Origin of the sequence: Paenibacillus sp. FSL E2-0201, from assembly GCF_037963325.1 — a bacterium.
Classification (GTDB): domain Bacteria; phylum Bacillota; class Bacilli; order Paenibacillales; family Paenibacillaceae; genus Paenibacillus_AQ.
This window is the reverse complement of record NZ_CP150154.1, coordinates 5408275-5434407: the sequence shown is the minus strand read 5'-3', so window position 1 is coordinate 5434407 and position 26133 is coordinate 5408275. Positions and strand designations below refer to the sequence as shown.

Annotated in this window: 21 protein-coding genes and 2 pseudogenes; 10 read left to right on the top strand and 13 right to left on the bottom strand. The window is 39.8% G+C overall.

Annotated features, from left to right (window positions below):
- Positions 1 to 571: 571 nt before the first annotated feature.
- Together NSU15_RS24540 and NSU15_RS24535 are read right to left on the bottom strand one after the other, a co-directional pair.
- The gene (locus tag NSU15_RS24540; protein WP_139328589.1) at positions 572 to 859 is read right to left on the bottom strand and encodes a hypothetical protein; all 288 of its coding nucleotides are present in this window, start codon (positions 857 to 859) and stop codon (positions 572 to 574) included.
- The gene (locus NSU15_RS24535; protein WP_339287863.1) at positions 856 to 1143 is read right to left on the bottom strand and encodes a transposase; all 288 of its coding nucleotides are present in this window, start codon (positions 1141 to 1143) and stop codon (positions 856 to 858) included. Before NSU15_RS24535 ends, NSU15_RS24540 begins: the two co-directional genes overlap by 4 nt.
- A 565-nt stretch (positions 1144 to 1708) precedes the next feature.
- On the opposite strand from NSU15_RS24535, the gene NSU15_RS24530 reads away from it, so the two are divergent.
- From NSU15_RS24530 to NSU15_RS24515, 4 genes are all read left to right on the top strand, one after another.
- On the top strand, positions 1709 to 2146 hold the full coding sequence (locus tag NSU15_RS24530) for a hypothetical protein (protein ID WP_076120475.1): 438 nt from the start codon (positions 1709 to 1711) through the stop codon (positions 2144 to 2146).
- Between the two features lie 192 nt (positions 2147 to 2338).
- A complete protein-coding gene (locus NSU15_RS24525) occupies positions 2339 to 3229 on the top strand; it encodes an ABC transporter permease (protein ID WP_139328587.1) in 891 nt (296 codons plus the stop codon).
- Positions 3226 to 4524 carry an ABC transporter permease gene (locus NSU15_RS24520; RefSeq protein WP_076120473.1) on the top strand — a complete coding sequence of 433 codons (1299 nt, stop codon included), beginning with the start codon at positions 3226 to 3228 and terminating at the stop codon, positions 4522 to 4524. Before NSU15_RS24525 ends, NSU15_RS24520 begins: the two co-directional genes overlap by 4 nt.
- A gap of 3 nt (positions 4525 to 4527) precedes the next feature.
- Positions 4528 to 5211, top strand: coding sequence for an ABC transporter ATP-binding protein (locus tag NSU15_RS24515; protein WP_076120472.1), 684 nt, complete (start codon positions 4528 to 4530; stop codon positions 5209 to 5211).
- Between the two features lie 55 nt (positions 5212 to 5266).
- On the opposite strand, the pseudogene NSU15_RS24510 reads toward NSU15_RS24515, so the two are convergent.
- Positions 5267 to 5371, bottom strand: a pseudogene (locus NSU15_RS24510) (aldo/keto reductase); the annotation flags it as partial.
- A gap of 281 nt (positions 5372 to 5652) precedes the next feature.
- Between NSU15_RS24510 and NSU15_RS24505 the strand changes: the two are divergent.
- The gene (locus NSU15_RS24505; protein ID WP_076120471.1) at positions 5653 to 6450 is read left to right on the top strand and encodes an IS4 family transposase; all 798 of its coding nucleotides are present in this window, start codon (positions 5653 to 5655) and stop codon (positions 6448 to 6450) included.
- A gap of 737 nt (positions 6451 to 7187) precedes the next feature.
- Here NSU15_RS24505 and NSU15_RS24500 read toward each other — a convergent pair.
- From NSU15_RS24500 to NSU15_RS24475, 6 genes are all read right to left on the bottom strand, one after another.
- Positions 7188 to 7685, bottom strand: a complete 498-nt coding sequence (locus tag NSU15_RS24500) for a hypothetical protein (protein ID WP_076098449.1) — start codon at positions 7683 to 7685, stop codon at positions 7188 to 7190.
- 270 nt (positions 7686 to 7955) lie between these two features.
- The gene (locus tag NSU15_RS24495) at positions 7956 to 8519 is read right to left on the bottom strand and encodes a hypothetical protein (protein WP_339287858.1); all 564 of its coding nucleotides are present in this window, start codon (positions 8517 to 8519) and stop codon (positions 7956 to 7958) included.
- A gap of 414 nt (positions 8520 to 8933) precedes the next feature.
- Positions 8934 to 9572: a hypothetical protein gene (locus NSU15_RS24490; protein ID WP_339287856.1), complete on the bottom strand. Its 639-nt coding sequence runs from the start codon at positions 9570 to 9572 to the stop codon at positions 8934 to 8936.
- Positions 9556 to 11208 (bottom strand): site-specific integrase, encoded by a 1653-nt coding sequence (locus NSU15_RS24485; RefSeq protein ID WP_076120467.1) that lies wholly within the window; start codon positions 11206 to 11208, stop codon positions 9556 to 9558. Before NSU15_RS24485 ends, NSU15_RS24490 begins: the two co-directional genes overlap by 17 nt.
- Before the next feature lie 2 nt (positions 11209 to 11210).
- Positions 11211 to 13820: a helix-turn-helix domain-containing protein gene (locus NSU15_RS24480; RefSeq protein WP_076120466.1), complete on the bottom strand. Its 2610-nt coding sequence runs from the start codon at positions 13818 to 13820 to the stop codon at positions 11211 to 11213.
- Positions 13820 to 14689, bottom strand: coding sequence for a hypothetical protein (locus NSU15_RS24475; protein ID WP_339287853.1), 870 nt, complete (start codon positions 14687 to 14689; stop codon positions 13820 to 13822). The genes NSU15_RS24480 and NSU15_RS24475 overlap by 1 nt, the downstream gene beginning before the upstream one ends.
- A gap of 83 nt (positions 14690 to 14772) precedes the next feature.
- Here NSU15_RS24475 and NSU15_RS24470 point away from each other — a divergent pair, with 83 nt between their 5' ends.
- The 3 genes from NSU15_RS24470 (at position 14773) to NSU15_RS24460 (ending at position 17067) form a co-directional block, all read left to right on the top strand.
- Positions 14773 to 15084, top strand: a complete 312-nt coding sequence (locus NSU15_RS24470) for a hypothetical protein (protein ID WP_076147737.1) — start codon at positions 14773 to 14775, stop codon at positions 15082 to 15084.
- Entirely contained in the window at positions 15078 to 15425 is a 348-nt protein-coding gene (gene tnpB, locus NSU15_RS24465) for an IS66 family insertion sequence element accessory protein TnpB (protein WP_076147734.1), read from the top strand. Before NSU15_RS24470 ends, tnpB begins: the two co-directional genes overlap by 7 nt.
- 64 nt (positions 15426 to 15489) lie before the next feature.
- Positions 15490 to 17067: an IS66 family transposase gene (locus NSU15_RS24460; RefSeq protein WP_076147732.1), complete on the top strand. Its 1578-nt coding sequence runs from the start codon at positions 15490 to 15492 to the stop codon at positions 17065 to 17067.
- 55 nt (positions 17068 to 17122) lie between these two features.
- Here the strand turns inward: NSU15_RS24460 and NSU15_RS24455 are convergent, their stop codons facing one another.
- From NSU15_RS24455 to NSU15_RS24445, 3 genes and pseudogenes are all read right to left on the bottom strand, one after another.
- Positions 17123 to 17605, bottom strand: a complete 483-nt coding sequence (locus NSU15_RS24455) for a hypothetical protein (protein ID WP_339287851.1) — start codon at positions 17603 to 17605, stop codon at positions 17123 to 17125.
- A 210-nt stretch (positions 17606 to 17815) separates the two neighbouring features.
- Positions 17816 to 18400: pseudogene (locus NSU15_RS24450) on the bottom strand (ABC transporter ATP-binding protein); the annotation flags it as partial.
- Between the two features lie 262 nt (positions 18401 to 18662).
- Positions 18663 to 19547 (bottom strand): AraC family transcriptional regulator, encoded by an 885-nt coding sequence (locus NSU15_RS24445; RefSeq protein WP_339287849.1) that lies wholly within the window; start codon positions 19545 to 19547, stop codon positions 18663 to 18665.
- A gap of 124 nt (positions 19548 to 19671) precedes the next feature.
- Between NSU15_RS24445 and NSU15_RS24440 the strand changes: the two genes are divergently transcribed.
- Positions 19672 to 21762 carry an alpha-glucuronidase family glycosyl hydrolase gene (locus NSU15_RS24440; RefSeq protein ID WP_339287847.1) on the top strand — a complete coding sequence of 697 codons (2091 nt, stop codon included), beginning with the start codon at positions 19672 to 19674 and terminating at the stop codon, positions 21760 to 21762.
- Positions 21763 to 21858: 96 nt separating this feature from the next.
- Entirely contained in the window at positions 21859 to 25302 is a 3444-nt protein-coding gene (locus NSU15_RS24435) for a glycoside hydrolase family 2 TIM barrel-domain containing protein (RefSeq protein WP_339287846.1), read from the top strand.
- 95 nt (positions 25303 to 25397) lie between these two features.
- Here the strand turns inward: NSU15_RS24435 and NSU15_RS24430 are convergent, their stop codons facing one another.
- A complete protein-coding gene (locus NSU15_RS24430; RefSeq protein ID WP_042130664.1) occupies positions 25398 to 26051 on the bottom strand; it encodes a GntR family transcriptional regulator in 654 nt (217 codons plus the stop codon).
- Between the last annotated feature and the right edge of the window lie 82 nt (positions 26052 to 26133).

Genomic DNA, 26133 nt, shown 5'->3' with positions numbered 1-26133 from the left:
AGAGCTGTTGTCCAGTTGAATAACTAATAATGAGACGGCTCTCTAGTATGATCAAAGAAAGTTCAATGGGCGAAGATAAGCATGTGGATTAGTGCAAGTATACTTCCGACAGGACTATTACATAATGCTATATCTTTGCCGGGCTGATGGTCTTCTTTGTAAAGTAATACAACTGAAAATTAAAAACATCCTTTTTGTGAAAGTGTTGATTAGTATGACTGACAGGATATTTAAGGCGAAGAAAGGTTAAATAGCACGCCTGTTGATTAACCGGATACTGGATTTAGTGGATTCGACAAATAGACGTACTTTTTAAGTACTCTAGCAATAGCCAAAATCCATTCAATTTGTATTTGATTCTTTAATTTGTTCCTTAAATCGAATAAGCGGTATTGATTTACATCGGATTACAAATGACTTCGAATGGTCATAGAGCCATTTTAAGAGCACATATGTCATGAGTGTAGCGAACATTTGATTAAATACGGCATTCCTCGGCGTTGTATCAAAAAGAACAGGGACATTTAAGTTCTGCTTGATCCATCTAGATTCCCCAGCGTGCCTTATACATTTAAGCAATGTGTTCGGCTGATACCTGCATAAGATTGGTGACTACGCGAATTTCATTTCCATTGTTGTCCTCGAATATGACCATACGATGACGAAGCTCTGACTGAGACTGCGGTGTTCCTAAGTAGCAGGTGATATCTTTCGTTACATTCGACGATTCAACAGACTGCCGTTTTAACGAATGGGATTTTACAATCATGACATTTTCCTTGATCCGAGTTACAAAATACTGCTTCTCTCTAGCGTATTGATCAAATCGTTTGATTTTTCCGTAAGCACGGTCATTCACAAGGATATAATTCTTGTCTGCAGCTTTTCGCCAATAGGTTCATCGTGAACGGTACCGATGGTTTCAATGACTTGAACAGGTTGTTCGGTGGTAGCGTCAAGTGCAACATGAAGTTTAATGCCTGCTCGTTGTCCGTGAAAGAGTGCCCAGGGGAGACGGCTTTTGCCTACCGAAATGGTGGTGGAATCTACTAATAACAAGTCTTTCGGAGTACGTAGTCTGCGTCTGACAACTCGGTTGCATCTGGACAATAGTAGATGAAACAGTCTGCTTGAAAAACTCATAAGGCACATCGCTAGCCTTTGCAGAAAAAGTTGAATGATTAACAAGACGAAGGCCACAAGTAACAGCCTTGCCAACAACAGAACGATAGCTTTCCCATTCACCAAGAGCAGAATGAGTGAAGAATAATAACAACTGGTGAGCTGTAAATTTACTTGCTGTATATTTATAACCTATTTCTTCTAGGATTTACGTCACATCTTCTTCTTGAAGAAGAGTTTGAAGTAGGTTTGTAAACGTGGTAGACTTTTTCATGAGGTCGCCTCTTTCAAATCGTGATGTATGGTGCATACGATTTTACAGAAAGGGCGATCTTTTTTCAATTTATTAATTCTTATTTTGGTTAATCAATAGACGTGCTATTACTCTATTTTATTTTGAAAGTAGCAGAAATTCCTGCCCCTATATGCTTTAAAGATACTTCCGAGCAAAGGCGAAATATAAATAAAATCGACAATTTTCTCTTTTATTTTGTAATAAAATAGGCGAAAATGACTATAGGAAAAAAAATCAAAATGATACTATTAATGGGTATTGATGGTAATTAAAAAACAAGGAGGAATAATAGTGAAAAAAAGTATGAAATTGATGTTGAGTAGTTCTCTATTAAGTATTGCATTATTAGCTACGGCTGTCCCTGGTTTTGCCGATTCCGTGGGTAAGACTTCGGGAGGATGGAGTGAATCTGAAGGTTACTATACCAATTCATCAACAAGTGAGTTGCGCCTTAGCGTTATGGCATCATCTTCTCCAGATGAACATCATGGGGAGCGCAAAACTCGAGATGCCCTTGATAATTCGGGTGACATTGAGAGCGCTGCGTATGGTTATACTGTATGGAAAAATGTACTTCATTACACTACTGCTCAAATGGAAGATAACAAGGGTACCGTTAGAACAACTAGTGGTAGACAATGGGGTACAGGTGGTACCACTGCACAATCCCCATGGTATAGACCTGGGATTTTTGAAAATTCAGAAGCTAGAACATACTGGGGAAAATAAAAATATAGTTTTTTTGTAAAAAAGAAATAAGATTAGAATAAAGATTGCTTCGTCTGTTTCATTTGAGATAGAGCAGTCTTTATTTTATTGAATCGAGGAAATTCAATGTGGACAATAAGACGAAGAGATATATCTATTCTAATTGTTTTAATTATACTGTATTTAGTATTTTATGTTTTTCAAACATACTTGATGAAACAAGAGAAATTTCATGAGTTATCCAATGAACTATATACCAATCATTATGCAGCATTGTTTAGTAATGGTGATAATAAATGGTTGGAAAACCCTTCTACTAAACTAAATTACAGGGTTTTTGTCGAATACAATGATACATTCCGATTACTTTTGATTAACAATGGGAAGTGGTCACCTCCAATGATATCTGGTCAATTTTTTTTAGATAAAGATAAAGAAAATGGGGCGGTAATTGGAAAAGAAATGATATCTTATATAAAAGAAGATAATAAGGGGAATAAATATATAGATTTCCAAGGAGAAAATTATCAAGTTAAAGGTGTAATGGGGGCTTCATTTGCAAGTCCTACAGACTATCTTGTATTACTACATAAACCCCATCCCCTCCCTATATTGCCAGGTTCAAAAATCATTGTGGACAGTAATAATAAATCCACCGTACTTAGTATTGTTAGTAACATTACTAAGTCAGATAGCTCAGTTATGGTTATTGAAAGTTCACAAAAAGGGGTAGCAAGAACGACAAATATTCCCTTTATTTATCGTTTGCTTATTTATCAGTTTTACTTCCTTTTGTTTATTAGTGTAATTTCATTGGTGAGATATTGGTATGAGAAAGAAAAAAGAGTTACATCAGTGTTATTTATATTGGGTATATCCAAACGACGTATAAATAAACTGATCTTCACCAGACTACTTATTAATTTTTTAATTTCGGGAGTTATTAGTATTATATTACTCCTCGCCTATGATCCCCAAAGTTTATTTCTACTAAAAGAAATGATATTTGTGATTTTAACTTTCATTTCAATTTCGTGGATACTAATAAGTATAATATTAGTCTCAGATTACTTATATTCTAAAAGAGGTGCATCTGGAAGGTGATATTAAATGAACTTAAATTTTATTTTAGAAAATATAAATTTATAACTGCTATGCTCTATTTTCAGGTTTCCCTCTTTTTGATCATCTCTGGTACATTTGTGGCATTTGTGAATGAACTAGGATATGAAAGTAAAAGTCTTCAGCAAGTCTATGAAGGAAAGGCAATCTATCAGTTACTTGATGGTTATTATGACGGTGATAAATATAAAGACTTTGTAAGTAAGCCCGATTATTTGAGTAAATTAAAGAAATATTATAACCAATTAAATGAAGCTAAAGATTTTCAGTATCTTGCAATGTTTAATCATCATATTCTGTTAAAAGATGAGAGAATATCAGGGGAATTCATTGAGGGTTACGAGCAAGGAAATTCCAAACCTCAAGTGGAAGTTAATAATAATTTTTTTACGCCGATTAAATCTTTTCAGATGAATAAGCAAGTCATCGATTTTTTTAATTTATCTGTGAGTGAAGGTTCGCTTTGGAACGAAAAAGCCGCCGAAGATATAGATGGAACGATGCCCGTCATATTAGGATCTTCCTATAAGAAATTATACAAAATTGGAGATGTAACCTCTATTAATTATTACAATAAACCATTTAACGTAAAAGTAATTGGTTTTATGAAAGAAAACAGTAAGGTTTACTTCAATAACAATACTGAGTTTTATCTTGATAAATATTTTATTCTTCCCTATCAGGATCTTGGTAACCCAGTCTTAGAAAACGATGAATTATTTCAACAAATAAGCTATTTTGCTATGATTAACGGATATGTGGTGACCGATAATGATCCAAAAAAAATACAAACAGCTATGCAAAGAATAGAAGCAATTGCACAAAAATCTGGAATGGACAATTATTCTTTTATTGGTTTAAATCCTCATTTTCAAAAGTATAGAGGCCTAATGACTGTGTTACAGGAAGATAAATTGCTGGTTGAATCAATATTTATTATTACAACATCATTAAATTTATTGGTTTTTGTTATAATTATGATATTGCAGCAAAAGAGAAGGAATTCCTATTTATGGGTTCACTATATAAATGGTGCAACAAAAAAAAACCTTGTCAAAAGTCAATGGATGGAGATAAGCAGCATTATGCTATCAGCATATTTAACTGCCTTCTTAATACTCAGCCAAATATTAAAAATTGGCGACCCCATAACATATGTAATTTTATTATTGTTGAGTTTTACAATTAGTATAATAGTCTGTGCTTTTCCTGGATATCAAATATTGAGTAATTCATTTTTAGATCGTATTGATAATGAAAATGAAGGAGATAAATAAATTATGTTACTTGAACTCTCTGGAATTAGGAAGCGTTTTAAAAATGGAAGGCATTATGAATACATTTTGGATAATTTAAATCTTGTGATAAATGAAGGTGAATCAACTGCAATCAAAGGAAAAAGTGGTTGTGGAAAATCTACACTGCTTAATATTATAGGTGGTCTACTTCCTTTTGAAGAAGGAGTAATGAATTTTGATGGTACGGATATATCTAAGCTTTCTGCAGAAAAGCAAGCAGAATACCGCAGAGATAACATAGGGTATGTAACGCAAAACTTTCATCTTCTGGATGACAGAAATGTGTATGAAAACATTGCGCTTCCATTGCAGTATTTAAAAATACCAAAAAAGCAAATTGTAAACAAAATAGAAGAAGTTCTATATGATTTGAAAATTGAACACATCATGAAGCGACATATTTCTTCATTGTCGGGAGGTGAACGTCAAAGAGTTGCCATTGCAAGGGCCATTATAAAGAAACCTGCAATACTACTTGCAGATGAACCTACAGGGTCTTTAGATGAGCAAACGGAGGAATCAATACTAAATATATTTGATACATTACATAAACAAGGAATGACTCTAATTATTGTTACTCATGATGATTCCGTCTCAAGTCATTGTCAACACGTATACGAATTAACTCATAAAGAGCTCCATTACAAAAATTATAAGGTGATATAGAATATCCCTGAAGCTATTGCCCTGAACCACACCATTTAAATTCCTAGCGATGACGCTGCAAGTCATCCAAGGCTCGCAGTATTTCCTCAACCGGTTTGCGGGGATCAAAGTCATGAACAAAATTAAAATCGATAAAATCCGTTTTTAAGCGCCGCAGACTATGGTTTTTTTATGTTTAGTAGGGAAGTTAGTGTCAAATTTTTATTACACTAGATTATATCAAAATTAGGCCTGATGATTAACCACTAAATGGTAGAAAAAGAGTCGTCAATTCGGTAGAATGTTTGTGCTCCTACAAAACAAACCGAAAGGTGACGACTCCATGAAAAAGTCTACCACGATCCCGTTTATCCTTCAATCTCTTTTGACTCCAGAAGACGTCGAGTCCGTTATAAACCTTGTAGGATACAAAGATAAAGCCACAAATTTACCGTATATCATTTGCTGCAATATTGGTGTTTGGCTGCTTCTAACCAATGGAACAGCTATCGTGCTGGCGTCGATCATGCCCGTGAAAGTGACTTGCCACAAGTACATTATTCGTGTTTCTCAGGCAAAGCTGCTAAGGTACCTTTTGCTGTGTTTAAAGCGTTATTTCACCTACTTATTAGCAAATGTAATCGAAAAACACGTCGGAAATTAGCCTTTCCTAAAGAACTACTTCTTATTGACTCTACAACGATGACCGTCGGTAAAACCCGTTTACCTTGGGCACCGTATCACGGTGAACGAGCAGGTATCAAATTGCATGTCGCTTTACAGGCTGAAAGTCTACAACCGCTGAAGGTAAGCGAAAGCGTTGGATCAAAACATGTCGGACCGATGAGTGAGACTTTGGTCCACGTAGACTACATTATGGTGATGGACCGAGCTTATGGAAAACTCGAACGGCTAGATCGCTTTAAAGAAGATGGACAGTCGTTCATTGTTCGTTTAAGAGATAACGTTCACCTTGAAAAACCACGTGCTTTGCGTCGCCAAAAGGTTGAGGATTCACCAGTTATTCGTGATATGACCTGTCAACTTGGAACATCTCAGTGTCGATCTAAAAACCGTCACCGCATTGTGATCTTCCGTGACTTTGAAGGCCGGGAAATCCGAGTTGCCACAGATCTGATGCAGGTTACTACAGAACAGATTGCTCAGATGTACAAGGCACGTTGGCAGATTGAAGTATTCTTTCGTTGGATTAAACAACAATTGAACATTCCCACTTTGTTTGGTACAACAGGGAATTGAACCAAGTGAAAGTGATATTGAGTGGCATTTGCTATTAGACGAACTAATCGAACATGCTAAAAATAATCAGTGGGGGCTATACAGCAATACTATACTCCGAATGGCGGAACATCTTTATAAGCTAAAGGAGTTTGATCAATCTCTTAGAAAATATTTAAATGTCCTATATCTCGATATAAATGGACCGAATAATGTCTCTTTTTTAATGGAAAGCCGAATCTTAATGAGAGAGCGTTCAATCCGCAGGAACCCAATGCGTTTATAGCCTCAGGTATCATAAAGCGTATTGTTCTTTTGAAGGAAAAGCGTGTTTGTATAGATACTGAAGAATTAAAGATATTGTTCTTAGAGGAATCTTCGCAAGTGTATGAAGCAGTAAAAACACCATTAACACCTGAGAGAGCTTTGCAGACGTTAGTAGAAAAAAATGTATTCTGATTATTTTTTAGTACCTACTTAAATATCTTCATTCCTCGTTTTAGCATTTTTCGACTTGTGTCATTTATATCACTAAAAAATACGATTTATCTAATCTATAGTTGTTATTTGTCTCAAGCATAAATTGAAAAAAGCAGCCTTTTGGCTGCTTTTCAGTATCATTTATAGCCGTTACTCACAGCATTTTCGTGACATAAGGGTTGATCTAGGACGAAAGCCCATTTTCATAGTGCGTAGATACATCGCAGTAGACGTAAACTGTAAACTAAAAGGGCACCGAAGTGCCCAATATGCATCTATTATTTTGCTGGTGTGAAAGTAAAGGTTTCTTTGTATTTTCTATCATGGGATTCGTTATTTGAAGGTTTTCCGTACCAACTAATCTCGATTTGAAGTTCCTTTGAATCAACAGAAATAGGGAAATTAGAAAAGTCGACTATCTCGCCATGTTTAAAAATTTTGTGATGATCGTCTGAAATGCTTAATCCGAACTTTGTTTGGGTATTTGGTTCATCTCTATAGGAGTTAAACACTACATTTTCTAAGCCAACCCCGATATTGGTGATGATAATGTTGTACATTTCACTTTCATTTTTACGAGGTTTTGACATCTTAGAGTCATATTTCTCAACTTTCTTGATTTCAACTTTCCACTGATCAGATTGTTTTGATGCAGGTGTTTTGAAGAGATCATTTGATGCTACGGCAGCATATGGAGAAATTCCAAATGCTAAAAAACAAAAAGCAAAGAAAATTATTAGTTTTTTCAGAATTGTTGCCCCCTGTGAAATAATCAAATTTTGATTAGTATCTCTTTAAGAAGAAAAAATATTCTATTGCGCAGTACGAAGACACTGTGCAGTAGACGCATACTGCTCACTAGCGAATTCTAAAAGAACTCGTTCTGAAGGTTCCGATATAAAGATCTAACAGTTACCTTAAACTAAAAAAAAGTCCTAGACTACTGTTGGTTTATTGAACTAAAGTTATCCGTTAGCCATCCATGTCGCTCACACGACACCACAGATTATGAAAGTAATTCCGTTCTTCCATGGGAGTTCAATAATTCATTTTACTGATTTGGCTACCTCAATCATATCCTTCTTGGACAATCGGCTACTATCCATCTCAATATAAGTACCATCATTTACCCATCGTAAAAATCCACCAAGCGTGTTACTTGCCCAAGGGGTAAACCGTGCTTCCACTCCGCTAAATCTAATAATTTCACCGCTCGAATTAAATTTGAAATCTTCTTCAACAATTATCCTTGTACTTTTGTTATTACGGACATCAAGATCTATTGTTTCTTTTTTGATTTTATACCCGACAGCCTTGTGCTGTTCAATTCCTAAAATATAGTTTTCATCTTTATCAAAATAGTGTAACCTAACGCTTGGAATTGGCTTGTTAGTGTCTAACGGATAAGGATATTTAAGTTCTACTGTCCACTTGTTAGGCATATTTTCAGGAACGAGTAATGTGAAAGTCGCTTTCTGCTTGACTTTGTTTAGTATAGTGCTATCCAATTTGTGATATTTTGATGTGTGGGAAGGGCTTTCCTTTGCAAGAACCACAGAACTTGTTAAAAACATTACCGCAACAAACAACACATAAAAAATCCTTCTCATGTTATCCCACCTAAAGGTTGATTAGGTGTATTATTACCAAATCACTCCATACTATCCAACCTCATATAAACAGTGTCAAACAATTTTATGCGATACTTATCAATACTAAACTATCCTCCCAGTTAGTTTAATGGAAAAAGATGAGTCCTCGCGATTTTCTTCTGGCATCACAGTCGCTCGAATAGGCCAACTAGAACATCTGATTGGTCAATAAACTGAACGCATTAATCCTGCTTTTTACAGGAGATTATGGGCATTGAAAAGCATCCCTGCCCTATTTCTGAATGCGATCGCGCGCATGCTGATTTTGAAATTATTGAAGTAGTAGGAAGGAGCTAGGCAAATAAGCCACAGCTCCTTTTTTATCTATTTGTATTTCAATAATAACACGCGATGTGAAGTGGAAATAACGTGCTAAAAACCATACTCGTCTTCCAATTCCTCAATCTTTTTCTGTGATAAGGTTTCCTCTGGTTCTGGAAAGTTTATTTCTAAAGAATCAAGTTTTTCATATAACTTTTTATTTTTGTTGAAATCAATGATATCCACAGTAATGCCGTGCTCTTTGCGTAAATGAGGTTCTAAACTAGAGACTACAAGTTGGTTATACTTTGTTTCGTAATATTGTTTCTGGCTTTTTAAGGCTTGAATTTTTTTGTTTTGCTCTTCAAAAGAATCTTTTATTTTCTCGTACTTCTTCGATTGCTCTTTGTGTTGTTGTTTTTCTTTATAAAGATCTTGGACTAACAACTCTAGTTCATGAAGAGCATTAACCAACTTGACATGGCTATCCACGTTATATCCGTGCCTAGTGAAAATGGTCTCAATACTGGGGAATAAAATCATATCGTCTGAATTTGTTCCCATATCTCGAACCAGGGGGTTGTTCAATTCGTTAAGGTAATCGTCAATACGTCTCTTCCAGGTCATGCGACCGATCCCTGTTTCTCGTTCTAATAAAGAAGGGGTTAATTCTTTGCCTTTGTATTTTGCTTTGATTTCGTCAGCTAAATCCATAAGTTGATCATCTGTAAAATTAGATTTCCCCGCCATTGTATTCACCTTCGCTAATCTTAAAATCTACTAATAATTTGTGGTCCATGTATTGCTGTAGTTGCCTTGAAGCGTTTGAGAAAGAGGCTTCGGTAAGTGGATTGGATAGCTTACTTAGACTCTTGCTTGTGCTAATCATCAAATCGAGTGTTGAGTCGATTTTTTGTTCTAATTCCTTGGAGTAACTCTCCAACCACGTTCCAGCTTGGCGTTCTTCATCGAGTCTAGGTTTGAAGATGAAATGGGGGAGACAGACACGGCAATCTTCGGCGCAATCGTAAGGGAAATTTTCACTCTTGCAGTATCCATGCGTTACTTTTCGGTAATTATCGTTGAGTTCATCGTGAGAGTACCTAATGAATCGTGCCGACTTTTCTCGAAGTGTCTGTCTCCATCCGAATATCCCATTGGGGATGCTTTGTCCCATTTTCTCTCCCATGCTGGTACGCAATAAATTATATACATGCGATTGTGCAAATGTTTTTGCATGGCTGTAATAATTATCTTGTGTTTTTAAATCTAAATGGCCAGCCATTCTTGCAATGGAAAGCATGTTATAGCCTTGAAGGAACATGTTGATAATCGCAAAATGTCTAGTGTGAGCAGGTATTATTTGCATGGATGTATGCTCATTGTACATACCTTCAACGACTTGTTTATAGAATCGTTTGAGTAACCCATGAAGTTGGGTAGATGTGACTCTATCTTGGAATGATTTCGAGCCATCGGTAGCTTTGCGCGGCCAACTGGATTCATATGAACGCTCATGAAATTCCAAGGAACAAAGATAGTATGATTCAATGCCCAGTTGCTTTTGGCGTAGAATAAACTCTTTAATAAAGAAATAGATATCATCGGTGATCTGAATGCTTTGGTAATGAATACCTTCACCTTCGCCGTTCTTAATTCTTGGGACCTCAATATAATAGTTTCCGTTCTTGTTCTCTAAACAATTCGTTTTTATTAAGGTGAATTCAGAAGGACGTAGAGGAACGATATTTGTGATAATCCAAAAAATTTGGATGGGTTTAAACGTTAAATGATCTTCTACGGGCGTTCTTCGAAAATAATCATTCACGATCCTGTCGAATTCGATAATATCATCTAATTCAGGTAGATCTCTATTTTTTGTGTTTATTCGAGAAATAGTGTAGCAGCGTTCCAGGAATTTGTCTCGATTTTTTATAGGGTGAAAATTCAAAAAGTTTATCAAGTGGCGACTATATCGGTATGCTTGGCCAGGTGATGTAACCTCCAATTGAGATGAAAAAGAGTTGAAATTATCGAATTTAATGCCGTTTGTTTCAAAAATGATTGTTTTTAAATTTTCTAGAGTCTGCTTTACAGTGCTCGCTGCTTTTGACATGGCCAGTTGGCTTGCAATGAAACATTTGAGTGATATTTGTAATTCAGCGTAGACATCTAATTCAAAGCGCAAGGGGACAATCACGTTTTTTATCTCGTCAAAGGTGTACCAATGTCGATCACTAAATTCACCCTGTTCAATGATTCCTAGTGTTTTTAAACTATCAAAAATATCTTTATACTTAGAGATTTCATCGGAATGGAACACCACATCCTCGATCAAAATGGTTTTTAATGTTCCGCTAGAATTGATCACTTGCTTTAACTCCATAATTACACCTTCTTTGGTATTTCGAGATATTGTTTCGCTTCTTGCCATTCGTTCGATATTGTTTCTAAGGAGATGTATGCATTGACCTTCTCGCTACCGAATTCCTTTACAGCTTCTCCGATAACGATATACAGTCGATACAAAAACATAGAGTCCCTAAGGCGAAGAGATTCAGAAATGTTGTTTCTAATACTATCCGTTAGGCGTAAAAATTCAGATTGTGCTTCCTTTAGTAATTGATATTGAGGGATGAACTCAGGGCAACCAATACATGAGGATCTTTCGGGAAAATGGCAATCAGGAAACACGAAACATTGACCTAGACCATCGCGGCTTGGTTTTTCGCATTTGTAGATTTTTACGACCTCTTGTGTTAATTCTTCTCGGGACATCTTCATGAGTCGACGTACTACAAATTCTTTGTTTTTTTTATTTTGAAGTAAGCCTTCCGCCCAATCTTCTAATTCTCGCAAAGAGAATTCATCTCTTAATTCTTCGATCGACTCGGTTCTTTTTTCCATGCTTTGCGGAATGGATAAACTACTTTCAACGTGCGAGACCATTGAGTTATACAACCATCCAAAGTGACCACGTCTGAATAAGTTGATAGATACGTTATCCATGGACCCGTCTTTGTTTGAAAAGGCTACATAAGGGATCACGGAATTTTCTTGCTGATGAGATCGTCCTTTTGTTAAAATCTTATCCGCTTGATTACGGGTATCAATATCTCCAGTTTCACCTTTTTCACTTACGTAAAAATAAACATAAGTCATGGTGCTCTTACATAGTTTATGAGAGCTGAATTTTGTTCGCTTTAATAATTCATCTGTAGCGAAGTATTTCATGTGAACTGCTCTTCCTGAAGAACTAGTTTTTAATTTCTCGGGCGTGATTCCCTCAAAGAATGTGCCTAGCAGAAATCCTTTCTGAACCACGTTGCTAGTTGGGAGGTCCCTGCTGTGTAATTCGCATATGACGGCAGCAGTTGCGATGGCTTCTTCTAATTCAGGTATCATTAAAAAAAGCAATTCAGCACCTGTTTTTCCTACATTCGCAAAATTCAAAGATAAGCGTAATTGTTCTATTACTAGATGGACCTGGTTCTGATTCATTTTTTTTGTTTGGAACCATGCACAATCAGAAATATTTAGTATGTCTATGTCGATGCGTGGAAATTCGTAAAATAGATCCGTTGCTCTCCACATATCTGTTAATAGTAAAGTCGAGAACAGCCACATATTAGCATACGTTCTCTTTTGAATGGCTTGTGGAATATGGAGATCTACCTTTTTTGCATGAATATAAAATTGGCCATAAATCGCAGGAGGATATATTTCGTCTTCATTGGATTCGCTTATTGTGCTTTTTGTTCGGTTTCTTGTTATGTAGACCTTGTGTGGGGATGTGCGCTGTGTTCTACACGCATACTTATAGAATCTCATGAAATCTTGTTTTACGTAATAAGGAATCTGTTCATTGTCAATCAAAGCAACAAGGAACTCTTTGCTCAGTGTATGAATTAAACTTGGTAGGTGGGTAATGGCTTTATCAAATGTATTACTTAACTCCCATTTTCTGTTCTGTAGACTCGTTTCTCGATCGTTTAAATCGTTTAGAATGTGGATGATGAATTTAGAGAATAATTCCTTGTTCAAACGAAGTTCGGCTGTAAGCGATTTATGTGATATTTCATCGCTAAATTGTTTGATGAAATAGGCTTTGTTAAAAGGTTTTTGAATTTCATTCTTTTTGTTTAAATAATCCGCTTGCAATTGATGGATTTCTTTCTTATCTAAAAAATATTTTTTTGTTTGTTTTACTTTGTCGAGTTTAAAATTCTTGAGAGTGCCGTCTTGAATTATTTTATATACGTGGGTACGAGAAGTACCCAATAGTAATGCTGCATCAGGCACTGAATAATAATTCGCTTCTCTATCCGATACTTCTTGCAGTTGTTGTAGATTAACAAAAGTTCTCTGTCTTCCGTATTTCGGGATAAATGTATTGATTATTTTGTCTTTTATTAGTGCTTGAATTAAGTTTTTATTTAGTCCTGTGTGTTTACAAGCTTCATCTACAGTTAGGTAACCAACAGGTGGTATTATCCCATTGATAATGTCTTTTGCCTCGTCCTTGTGTAGTAAGTTTTGTTTGTTATTCTCGCTTTTTATCGCATTAGGATGAGTGTTCATCACTTTTCTAATATACTCAGCACCAATCGTAATTCCGAGAGCTTGAATGTGTTCGTGTAGTTGCTGGTAAGTGATAAAGTCTTTTTGTAGTTCGTCCAATTTGGTGGAATCTATATAAACTCTCCAAAAACCATTAAGAAGACGAAAACATTTGTTTAGTGTACCTGCTTCCGTTAATGAATCTATCTTATTCTGTGCAATATTATATTGTTTAAGTGCCTCAGTAGCGAGTATATAGCCCTCGGGGACTAACAGGTATTGTTCTACAAGTTCTTGTGCATGTTCTTTTGGGATCATGATTTTAGGATCTTTGATGACATGGGGGTGATTATTCAACATGCCATATGCCGCTTTTTCTCCCACGATATATCCTTTTTCTTTGAAAAAGGTACATAATTGACTTACCGTATAATGCATTATTTTCTCCTTTGGAGAGCATGTTTATTAATTAAGTTAGGTACAAAATCCTCGTGGGTTTCTGAAATACGTTTTTCAATTCGATCTCTAGCTCTTGTTGTTTTAGCTAAGTAGGGTAAACAAGACATCAGATTAGAATCACCTCTTAAAAATGCAACTTCTGCAATGTTGTCAGTTTGTTCAGTGATCATGTTTGTAAATGTTCCCCTTCCAATATGAGTACTCCAATCTATTATTCGAAGATGATTAGCTACTATTTTATCTTCAGAATCTCCATATTGAATTAGGAAATCACAAAATTCCTGTTTTAATTTCTTGAAATAATAACGGTAGCTAGGCTCTGATAATGCTCTTCCGTGAGAATTTACAAACAGGGCACCCTTCGGGGAGTAATTCAACAGGTTATTTGACTCTTTATATAGCTCTAAATGCTGTCTATAGAGGATGTCTCCCCAGTCTTTGATTTGAATTACAAGTTGTCTTCTTTGTTTCTTAACATATCCTCCTCCAGTACTTCCTTTTAAATCTGTTCTCATATTCCTGGATTCGATGTTTAATAAGAAATCCCCCTTGTTAACAGTTCGGGAAAATTGAGTGCGTTTAATATTGACCACTTCGGAAACGCGTAATCCTCCAAACATCTGAAGGTACAATCCTAAAGTGATAGGATTTGTTTTTAATATAGAGATCTCCAAAAGCAATGGTAGGTATTTGATAGGGAAGAAGTGTTCTAACTTTTTAATTTTTTTAGAAGGCAAAATCGGATCAAAGATCGATTCATAGTAATGTTCACCATTATGGTGGTTTTTACGTTTAAACTCCTGTAGTAGTTCTTCATCAACATAAGGAAGCATTTCGTTATTCTTCAAGTAAGCGTCAAACCTAGCCCACCTGTAAACCCAACGCCAGCCATGAGATCATAGGCATATCTTAAATCAAGGAGATCTGCCAGATGACCAATGCCGAACAACGCCAGTATGAGTGGACAGAACGCATCAGGGACTATCGGACCAGTGGCCTTTCCATGTCTGCCTGGTGCGAAGCACAGGGCTTGACCTTACATCAATTGAAATATTGGCTCCGCAAAATCGATTCCAGCCAGCCTTGCTCTTCCTCCCCTTCCTTTATTCCGGTGACCGTTTCTCCGCGTTCCTCGTCTTCCTCCTTGACGCTTCGTATCGGTCCGGCCTCTCTTGACGTACAGACAGGTTTTTCTCCTGAACTGCTTCGTCAAGTGGTTCAAGCGCTGGAGGCCTTATGCTGACGCTGCCGGAAAAGGTCTATTTAGCCGGCGGCAGCACAGATTTACGCAAGTCCATCGACGGCTTGGCCGCCCTGGTTCAGGAGCGATTTCAGCTCGATCCGTTCGCGCCTTGTCTGTTTGTCTTTTGTAACCGTCAGCGCGACAAACTCAAAATGCTCTACTGGGAACATAATGGCTTCTGGCTGCTGTACCGCCGCCTGGAACGAGGAACCTTCCAGTGGCCGGGCCCTGGCGACTCGCCGGTTGCCCTTTCCTTTCGCGAACTTCGCTGGCTCTTGGATGGGCTTTCCCTTCACCAGCGGCAGGCCCATAAACAGGTCAAGGCTCAGACCGTCGTTTAACGGATTTTTCATTTTTGCAGGCCTGGTAGCAGGGAAATCATCCGTGTTGTCGAAATTTTAGGGTATGGAAAATCAAGCGAACCCCTCATCTACAATAGAAGAACTCCAACAACAAAAGGCCAAGCTGGAACAGCAAAATGCCGAATTGACCGCTAAACTTCAGTGGTACGAGGAACAGTTCCGTCTGGCCCAGCATAAGCGCTTCGGCACCTCCAGCGAGAAGACCCATCCGGATCAGCTCGAGATGAACCTGTTCAATGAAGCCGAGGTGTTAGCGACCCCGGCTTCCGAAGAGCCGCAAACCGAGACCCTTACCTACAGCCGCAAGAAATGGACGGACACTCGCGAGGCCAAACTGGAGAAATTACCTATCGATACCCTTCACTATGAACTGCCTGAAGAGGAGCAGGTTTGTGCGTGCTGTGGCGGAGACCTTCATCCTATGAGCACGGAGACCCGCAACGAAATCACCGTGATTCCAGCAGAAGTCAGAGTCTTGCGTCACATTCGGCAGGTGTATGCCTGCCGCCGGTGTGAACGCGAAGCGATTCAGACTCCAATTGTCACAGCTCCTATGCCGAAATCGGTCTATCCCGGCAGTCTGGCTTCACCGTCCATTCTGGCGCATGTCATGAACCAGAAATATGTGGAGAGTCAGCCTCTCTACCGCCAGGAGCAACAGTTTGCCCGGCTCGGGCTGACGCTCTCGCGGCAGACCCTGGCAAATTGGATGATGTATGGGGCAGATCAATGGCTGACGCCGCTGTTTGAGCGAATGAAAGAACATTTGCTAGGGCAGGAGATTTTGCATGCGGACGAAACGACGCTGCAGGTGCTGCGGGAGCCTGGAAAGTCCGCCGAGTCGCAGTCGTACCTGTGGTTGTATCGGACCGGACGCAGTGGACCGCCCATCGTGTTGTACGAATACTGCAAGGCGCGTGGCGGGGAGCATCCCCGAAATTTCCTGGCCGGATTCAGGGGATACCTGCACGTGGATGGATACCCTGGCTACCATAAGGTAGCCGGGGTGACTCTGGTCGGGTGCTGGGCCCATGCGCGCCGCAAGTTTGACGAAGCGCTGAAGGCCTTGCCCGCCTCCGAAGCCAGGATTGGAACGGCTGCGCAGCAGGGACTCACCTTCTGCAATCAGTTGTTCGCGGTGGAGCGAGAACTGAAGGATGCGACGCCGGAAGAACGAGAGAACGTCCGAATGGAGCGCAGCCGCCCGATTCTGGATGCTTTTTCAGTATGGCTGCGTCAGCAAAAGTCTCGCGTCCTGCCCAAGAGTGCCCTGGGCCAAGCGATCACTTATTGCCTGAATCAATGGGAGAAGTTGTCCGCTTTCCTGAAGGACGGACGCCTGGAGATCGACAATAACCGCAGCGAACGGGCGATTAAACCGTTTGTGATTGGACGCAAAAACTGGCTTTTTGCCAACACCCCACGCGGAGCCAAGGCTAGTGCAGTCATCTATAGCGTGATGGAAACGGCAAAAGAAAACGGACTGAATCCGTTCCAGTACTTGAAGTTTCTATTTGAACAGCTTCCACAACTCCCTGATCTGAAAGATCCAGAAGCGCTGGACCCGTTCTTGCCTTGGTCAGCCGCTTTGCCACCGATCTGTCGGGTATTGAAATCCTAACCTCATTCTAAAATCGAGCCCTCATCTTGGTGTCAAGGTGTGGGCTGTTTGACGCTTACTTCTTCAACCAGATATAGAAATAAGTAAGGGTTTTACTGATGCTTAATACCGTCGCTCTATCAATGGTTATATCCTTCTCAATAATGGTATCCTCTATCGCTACTCCATGATTTCTAAAACTTAAATGGGATAGAAAGTCAGTACCTATTTGTATGGTGATATCAGATAGTTTATTGATCTTTAATTTCCTTCTGTTCTTTATTAGGTAATTTAAAAACTGAATGATATTGTGTACATGTTTTCGTTGTGTGTTATATTTTTTTGTTCTCCACCTGCTGTCTTCCCCTAATACAAAAGAGGTTAGCCCATGTATAATATGTACATCTTTCAAAATATCTTTTAAGCCAATTGCAGCAACTTGCTTTTCGATAATACTGCCATCACGCTTACGCCCCCAGTCTAACCACACAGGAACTAGCGTAAATCGTATATTATCATTGTTAAATTCTATGATTTCCGCTTTGTGAGATTCGTTCAACTAAATCCCCCCTCCATAACACTATCAATATGTGCAAAAATATGTTCTGAAATATATTAAGATACCGCTGGAATTAAATGTTAACACAAAATTTTGTGATGTGCAGTGAAAAAACTAAACAAAACAAAAAAACCTTTGAGTACAAAGGCTTGTGATCACTTTTTTTATGTAATGATGTGCAATATTATTATGTGCTATTTATTTCAGATAGACATGCGTAGTTAATACAATCGTGGTGCCTTTCTGGTTCAGGGCTTTTAATTCTTTCCATATAGATAAACGCAGTACAGGATCAATGCCAACGGTAGGTTCATCAAGAATAAGTAGCGGAGGCTCATGGAGCAGCGCAATCGCCAGGGATAAGCGGCGCTTCATTCCGCCAGAGTATTGATCTACTCTTTTGCGCAGATGCTCTTGCAGATCCACCAGTTCCATAACAGCTTTGATACGTTTGCCGCGCTCCGCACCTTTAAGTCCATATAGCGCAGCGAAGAACTCCAGATTTTCTTTTGCGCTGAGTTCTGTATATAGGGCATCGGATTGAGCCATGTATCCAATTTGCTGCAGGATGGATAGCTTAGGCATGGTGACACCAAGCACCTTTACCTCGCCTGAGGTCACCACATCGATACCTGTTAACAGCTTCACTAGCGTTGTTTTTCCGGAGCCAGATGGGCCTAGTATACCGAAGGTTTCTGCACGTTCGACTTGAAGCGAAATATCCTCGAGAACCTGTTTGTCTCCAAAAGCTTTTCTGACACGGCTCACTGAAATGACTGGAAATTCTGGACCCATATTCATCTCCTCGATTCTGAATAGTCTGGGATACTGAATGGTGTTACAGAGTGCTCTCCATCACGATAATGAGTGAGCGCTCGCTCATTATTGTGCTCCGGAATCCAGAAAATGTAAAGTATTCAATTTTTGGCTGAAAGCTGCTTAAAATCAGGTATAAATCGCAAAGTAGCGGCATTTTTACACAAGATGTGAATACTTGTTCACGAACCGGCTTGATATGATGTTAACTAGGAATGAGGCAGATGGAATATTCAACAACCTAATGATGGATATACCATTGCTTCCGAAATCGATTAGGCGTTGTGCCGAAATGAGTTTTGAACAATTTGCAGAAATGAGAGCAATTCGTGATTCCGACTTCCTCGGCGATGTGCGCGACTGTGTATTCGCTTGAAGTCAGAAGATGAACCGCTTCTTGCATTCTTTTTACCGTTAAATAATTGGAAATACTGCTGCCTGTACATTCTTTGAATAAGTGGGATAAATGATGGGGTGAAAGATGCAGATCCTTGCTCATTTGATCCAGCCGCAAAGGTTCCTTGTAATGCAACTGCAGCCATTCCATGATACTTTCTGCCTGATGTGGTTTGCGGAGCAGTTGTTCCCTGGAGACCGTCTGATGCTGTGTATCCCATAACGGCTTTAAAGTATGTAGGAACGTGATGAGAAACAACGAAACCTCCTCAAGGAAATCATTTTTGTGCAAAGTTGGAAGCGCTTCATCCAGATCTTTCAGAAGAGCTGTCAGGGATTGAAGGTCCTGCTGTTCATACCATCGAGGTGAGGCCAAATCGCCACTATGAATATGATTAAAAAACTTTTGCAAGATAGGCCACTTCTCAAAATAAGCTTTAAATAGGCTAGGCTCATAATGCACGATCGAACGCACGAAAGGAATCGCCTCATTAATTTCAATTTGAATATGATGCAGTTGGTAAGGTTGGAAAATACAGATCATCCCTGGTTTTATTTCATAACTATTCTGATCAATAATCAGCGTACCTTTACCTTCATGAACAATAAGAATTTCAACACCTTGATGGGCATGGAATGTTCCTTGATAGTCATCTGTATTTGTACTAGTTCTTTTATATACAAAATAGAGATGGAACGGTTGTAAGTCCTGCTGCGCATGGTACGTCACATTCGTGTTCCTCCTATATAGTAGGGATGCGGTTAATCTATCGTTTACAAAAGTATAAGAGAACCATTGCATAGCTAGCAACATTTAGGCATAAAAGTCTTACACTAATGGAGGACACCGAATTATGGAAAAGAAAAAAACAGAATTACATAACGCAGGGTATAAAGCTTGGCTCGAATATCCTAATATCCAATCGAGCGCCATAAGAGAGCGCTATGCTTCATGGTGTTATAACATCTTGACCTCCAATCAGGAACACCCAGTGATCAAAAGTGCTGTGCAAGAACTAACACGCGGCATACAAGGAATGCTTAATATCGATGCTATCATTACTCAGTCTCAGGATATAGCTGAGCAAGCTTGTATTGCAATCGGTACGTTTGACAGTCATCATCCACTTCTTTCGCATACCTTTAGCGAAGCTGAGAGGACAGAGGTTGGGCTTGAAGGATATGTCATTCGAACAAATGTGAAGAAGAATTGCATTGCAATCGGTGCCGCAACACCTGTTGGATTACTGTACGGCGTATTTGCATTCTTACGCTTACTTGGAACGGGTCAATCTATTGAAGCGTTGGACGTGTTGGATCATCCGGTAAATACGCTCCGCATGATGAATCAATGGGATAATATCGATGGAAGCATCGAACGTGGTTACGCAGGGAAGTCGATATTCTACGCGGGCAACGAAATCACTAAGGACTTTGATCGTTTGCAAGATTATGCGAGAATGCTCGCTTCGATAGGGATCAATGCGATTGCTATAAACAATGTCAATGTACATCGGTTTGAGACGATGTTTATTACGGACCGCTATCTTCCAGACATCGCGAGGGTTGCAGATATCTTCCGTAACTACGGTGTGAAGCTGTTCCTAAGTATTAACTATGCTAGTCCGATCGAACTCGGGGGATTGAATACAGCGGACCCATTAGATCCTGAGGTTCGCCAATGGTGGAAGGCTAAGGCTATAGAAATCTATAAAGAGATTCCAGACTTCGGTGGTTTCCTCGTAAAAGCAGATTCAGAGAATCGTCCAGGTCCGTTTACTTATGATCGTGATCATGCAGAGGGTTCAAATATGCTAGCTGAAGCTTTATTGCCTTTCGGGGGAATCGTCATCTGGCGCTGCTTTGTCTACAATTGCAAGCAGGATTGGCGGGATCGTTCTACCGATCGCGCACGTGCGGCATATGATCATTTTAAACCGCTGGATGGCCGATTCATGGAGAATGTTATTTTACAGGTGAAGAATGGTCCAATGGATTTCCAAGTGCGAGAAGGCGTATCTCCGTTGTTCGGTGCCATGAAGCACACGAATATGATGATTGAATTCCAGATTACGCAGGAATATACAGGCCAACAGCGTCATGTCTGCTACCTCGTCCCTCAATGGAAGGAAGTTCTTGATTTTAATACGTACGCAACAGATTCGGAGTCATCGGTAAAGCGGGTTGTTGATGGATCCATGTATGGTAATAGATATAGCGGCTTCGCGGCTGTTTCGAACATTGGCAATGACCATAACTGGACAGGGCATTTGTTAGCACAGGCCAATCTGTATGGTTACGGTCGACTCGCTTGGAATCCAGAATTAAGTGCAGAGCAAATTGCGAAGGAATGGATTATGCTCACATTCGGTGCAGAGGATGAGCAGTTAATCGATACTATTCGTGAGATATTGCTAGCCTCTTGGCATATCTATGAATCTTATACTTCGCCGCTTGGGGTAGGTTGGATGGTCAATCCGGATCATCATTACGGTCCAAATGTGGATGGATATGAGTATTCGAAATGGGGAACGTATCATTTTGCAGACCTACAAGGCATTGGCGTAGACCGGACTATGAAGACAGGTACAGGATATGTCGGACAGTATCAAGGTGCGAATGTAGATCTGTATGAATCGGTAACTACATGTCCAGATGAGCTATTGCTGTTCTTCCATCATGTCCCGTATACGCATACGCTTCATTCTGGTAAAACCGTCATAGAGCATATTTATGATTCGCATTTTGAAGGTGTGGAACAGGCAGATCAACTGAAAGAGATGTGGCAATCTCTTGAGGGGAAAATAGACGATAGCAGACACGGGCAGGTAGCAGACCGTCTGCATGAACAGGCACTGCATGCTCGCGAGTGGAGAGATATCATCAATACGTATTTTTATCGAAAAAGCGGTATCCCAGACCGGCTTCAACGCAAAATATACTAAATATTAACATTAGGAGGAGTGTGTCCAGTAGGGCCGCTCCTTCTAATGTTCCCTCTCTTTGTTTCATACTCCTACGAGAAGAAAGGAAGATACATATTGAATCATAAAAGATTGTTTAATGAAGGCTGGGAATTTGCTAAGAGCACCTTAGAAGTGACGGATGGAGAATTCTTGGATTTTCATACCGTAGATCTCCCTCATGATTGGTTGATTTATAATACTTTAGACTTGTATGAGGATAGCATTGGCTGGTATCGAAAGCGTTTTATAAAGGAGAAGGACGATAAGCAGAGATTGTTATGCTTTGATGGTATTTATATGGACTCGGAGATTTATGTTAATCATCAATGGGTAGGAGAGTGGAAATACGGGTATTCTTCCTTTGAATACGAGATTACAGATATGCTCATAGATGGGGAAAATGAAATTCTAGTGAAGGTCGTGCACCAGAGTCCGAATAGTAGATGGTATTCAGGAGCGGGGATCTATCGGAATGTATGGCTCAAGACAAGAGATTCCAGTCACATCGTGACAGATGGGATTTATATTCATACGGTGCAAGAGGATAGCGAGTGGCGAGTGGAGGTCGATACCGATGTGAACATCACGGAAGAGATGCGGCTTTCGCAAACCATTCTACATCAGGACCGAGTGATAAAGACCTGTGTAGAGAAGCTCTCAGCAGGAGAACAAACACAAGCTCCCTCTCGTGTAAGTCAGGTGCTATCTGTAGATACGCCTTTATTATGGAGCATGGATGAGCCGCATTTATATCAGCTAAAAACGGAATTGCAATATATGGCATCTGATCAGGGTTCGGAAGAAGTGTGGAGAACCATTGAGGTAGTAACACAGCGTATAGGCTTTCGAACGATTGTACTGGATCCGCAAGAGGGAATGCTCCTTAATGGATTGAAAATTAAGCTTAACGGAGTTTGCGAGCATCATGATCTTGGAGCATTGGGTTCGGCGTTTAATACAGCAGCCTTGCGAAGAAGACTTAAGATCTTAAAGGACATGGGTGTGAATGCGGTACGTACCGCTCATAATATGCCTGCTGCAGAGCTTATGGACTTAGCGGATGAAATGGGGCTGCTTGTGGTTTCGGAAGCCTTTGATATGTGGGAACGATCGAAGACTTCATATGATTATGCAAGATTTTTCAAGGACTGGGCCTTAAGAGATGTGTGTAGCTGGGTCATGCGAGATCGTAACCATCCAAGCTTGCTGATGTGGAGTATTGGCAATGAAATTTATGATACACATGCAGATGAACGAGGCCAAGAAATAACGAGTATGCTGATGGAAGCCGTTGTTCAATATGATCCAAGAGGCAACGGGAAAGTGACCATTGGATCGAACTATATGCCATGGGAGAATGCTCAGAAATGTGCGGACATCGTAAAGGTGGCAGGCTACAATTATGCGGAAAAATATTACCATCAGCATCACGCGGAGCATCCTGACTGGATCATCTATGGCAGTGAGACCGCCTCTATTGTGCAGAGTAGGGGAATATATCATTTCCCATTCGAGCGATCCATCTTGGCTGACGACGATGAGCAATGCTCTGCGCTAGGCAATAGCTCTACAAGCTGGGGAGCGAAGTCAGCAGAAGCGTGTATTATTGCGGAGCGAGATGCGGCGTTCTCATTAGGTCAATTCATATGGACCGGCTTTGACTATATTGGTGAACCTACACCGTATCATACGAAGAACTCGTACTTCGGGCAGATGGATACAGCGACCTTTAAGAAGGATTCTTATTATATCTATCAATCGGCTTGGACGAATTACAAGAGCAATCCGATGGTGCATATTCTCACCTATTGGGATTTTAATCCAGGCCAGATGATCGATGTCCGAGTCTGCTCAAATGCGCCGAAGATAGAATTGCAGTTCAATGGTGAGACTGTAGGGACCTATGATATCGACCATGAACATGGGACGCAGTTAGCTGGCTGGTGGAAGATTCCTTATGAACCAGGCGAGCTTAAAGCCATCGCTTATAATGAAGCTGGCCAAATCATTGCAGTAGACATCAGAGAATCGTTTGGTGATGCGAGTCGAATCTGCTTAAAGGCGGATAAGGATACACTTCTTGCGGACGGTACAGATTTAATCTTCGTCGAAATTACGATGGAGGATGAGATGGGTCATACCGTTGAGAATGCCAACAATCGTGTACAAGTTCAAGTGAACGGAGCAGGGCGGTTAATCGGTTTAGATAATGGAGATAGCACGGACTATGATCCTTACAAAGGAACGAGTAGACGCTTGTTTAGCGGCAAGTTAATGGCGATTGTGGCTGCCAGCTTAGAGGCTGGAACGATTACAGTTGAGGTTACTTCGGGAGGTGTAGAAGGCAGTAAGCTACAGCTTCAATCACTCCCTGTGCCAGATCGTAGAGTAGGTATTTCGGCAAACACAAGAAATTTAGATATGCCATGTGTGCTGGGGAATGAAGAAGAAATTCCTTTACGGAAAATAGAGATTGTAAGTCATTCTGGGCAACAGTTCAATGAATCTAGAAGAGAAATGATCGTTAGCGCAAACCTCTACCCTGTAGATACTTCCTATTCTGAAGTAGCATGGAGCATTGTAAATGACGCTGGGATCGAGTCTAATTTAGCACGGATCGAATCGTTTGGAAAAGAAGCCAAAATCACGGCATTAGGAGATGGGAATTTCCGCGTTCGCTGTATGAGTAAGAACGGTACGGAGAAAACAAGGCTGATTTCACAGTTGGAATTTACGGCGAGCGGTCTGGGAACGGCTTTTAAGGATCCGTATGGATTCATTTCTGGTGGATTATATGACGAGTTTAAAGGTGAAGTCGGAAACGGAAATGAACGAGGCGTAGCTACGAGTCGAGATGGTGAGACGCAGGTTGCCTATCGTGAGATTGACTTTGGACCTTACGGCTCGGATTTGATAACGATTCCCCTATTCGCATTGTCTAACGAAGCCTACGAGCTCCAGATTTGGGAAGGCATGCCGGACGAAGAGAACAGTGAACTTTTGGCAGACGTTATTTATCAGAAGGAATCACAATGGAATGTTTATCAGGAGGCAACCTATCGATTATCCAAGAGACTCACTGGCATCAGCTCTATTTGTTTCGTATTGCAGAAGAAGGTGCATATTAAAGGCTTTTCATTTGTGAAAAAGAATCGAGCGTTCGAGCAGAACCATGCTGTAGATTGCGATCGTATTTACGGTGACACATTTACCATCGCTGAACAGGGCGTTGAAGGAATCGGGAATAACGTATCCCTTGTGTTCGAGCAGATGGACTTTATCATGGAAGGTGCTTCAAGGCTTGTTATTTGCGGAAGATCACCGATCGATAAGAATACCATTCATATTCGCTTCGAAGAGGGTGAAGAGTCTAACCATCAACTGATCGAATTTACACAATCAGATGGATATGTAGAGCGAGTATTTGAGTTGGAGAAAGTGACAGGAGAGCAGAAAGTAACGTTTATCTTCTTGCCTGGAAGTCAGTTCGATTTCGGGTGGTTCCGATTTGAAAGATAGTTTGTCATTTTAACTACAATGATAAATGAAAAAAGGACCGTGGCTGCATGAGGCGGTCCTTTTGTTTTTAAGTAGGCTCTGTTAATACGCGTGTATTACGTTTTGATATAATCCGCAAAATTCTCCAGCAAGTATAAGGAGTTCATATCTTCACGCAAATGATGCTGGACTAATGCATCCACTTTATCCGTTTCATGGTTTGTCATACAATCCAGGATCATGTGATGCTCCCTTAAAATTTTCTCCAGCTTTTCTTGCTTTAGAGTATGCAGACGGCGGTATCTTTCATAATGCACATGGGAGAACTTAATTTGTTCCCACAAAAATTCATGTCCTGCTAAAGAGAATAGCGTCTTATGAAAGGCGTCATCCAAGGCAAGAAAGTGCTCAAATGCATGTTCTTGATGGATGGCATTTTTTTGCTCTTCCAGATTCTTCTTAAGTTCCATAATACCTTTAAGAGTAAGGCTGCCGGATAGACCTTTTATAATATCTTTTTCCAAAACACTTCTTAAATAGATCATCTGCTCAACCGATTCCAAATCAATGTACGAAACAAGATTCCCTTTCTTCGGATACACATCAATATAGGACTCGAGGGATAGCTGCTTAAGTACATCGCGCAATGGTGTTCTGGATATCTGAAACCGTTCGGACAACACGGTCTCACTCAGAATGGTTCCAGGCTTTAGCGTTAGATTAAGGATTTCGCGCTTCAATAGGTTCAAAATATCATTTTTGGTGGACATGAGTTACGTCTCCATTGCCATTGAATTTGTAATTAAGATTCATTATATATTCATTTTAACTTGTATACAAGTTTTTATTAGA

What these genes read in the sequence shown, in the direction of transcription:
- NSU15_RS24525 (WP_139328587.1), top strand. Translation starts at nt 2,339, where the DNA reads ATGAAACAAGAGAAATTTCATGAGTTATCCAATGAACTATATACCAAT.
- NSU15_RS24430 (WP_042130664.1), bottom strand. Translation starts at nt 26,051, where the DNA reads ATGTCCACCAAAAATGATATTTTGAACCTATTGAAGCGCGAAATCCTT.
- NSU15_RS24440 (WP_339287847.1), top strand. Translation starts at nt 19,672, where the DNA reads ATGGAAAAGAAAAAAACAGAATTACATAACGCAGGGTATAAAGCTTGG.
- NSU15_RS24535 (WP_339287863.1), bottom strand. Translation starts at nt 1,143, where the DNA reads ATGAGTTTTTCAAGCAGACTGTTTCATCTACTATTGTCCAGATGCAAC.
- NSU15_RS24515 (WP_076120472.1), top strand. Translation starts at nt 4,528, where the DNA reads ATGTTACTTGAACTCTCTGGAATTAGGAAGCGTTTTAAAAATGGAAGG.
- tnpB (WP_076147734.1), top strand. Translation starts at nt 15,078, where the DNA reads ATGCTGACGCTGCCGGAAAAGGTCTATTTAGCCGGCGGCAGCACAGAT.
- NSU15_RS24490 (WP_339287856.1), bottom strand. Translation starts at nt 9,572, where the DNA reads ATGGCGGGGAAATCTAATTTTACAGATGATCAACTTATGGATTTAGCT.
- NSU15_RS24460 (WP_076147732.1), top strand. Translation starts at nt 15,490, where the DNA reads ATGGAAAATCAAGCGAACCCCTCATCTACAATAGAAGAACTCCAACAA.
- NSU15_RS24470 (WP_076147737.1), top strand. Translation starts at nt 14,773, where the DNA reads ATGACCAATGCCGAACAACGCCAGTATGAGTGGACAGAACGCATCAGG.
- NSU15_RS24495 (WP_339287858.1), bottom strand. Translation starts at nt 8,519, where the DNA reads ATGAGAAGGATTTTTTATGTGTTGTTTGTTGCGGTAATGTTTTTAACA.
- NSU15_RS24485 (WP_076120467.1), bottom strand. Translation starts at nt 11,208, where the DNA reads ATGGAGTTAAAGCAAGTGATCAATTCTAGCGGAACATTAAAAACCATT.
- NSU15_RS24480 (WP_076120466.1), bottom strand. Translation starts at nt 13,820, where the DNA reads ATGCATTATACGGTAAGTCAATTATGTACCTTTTTCAAAGAAAAAGGA.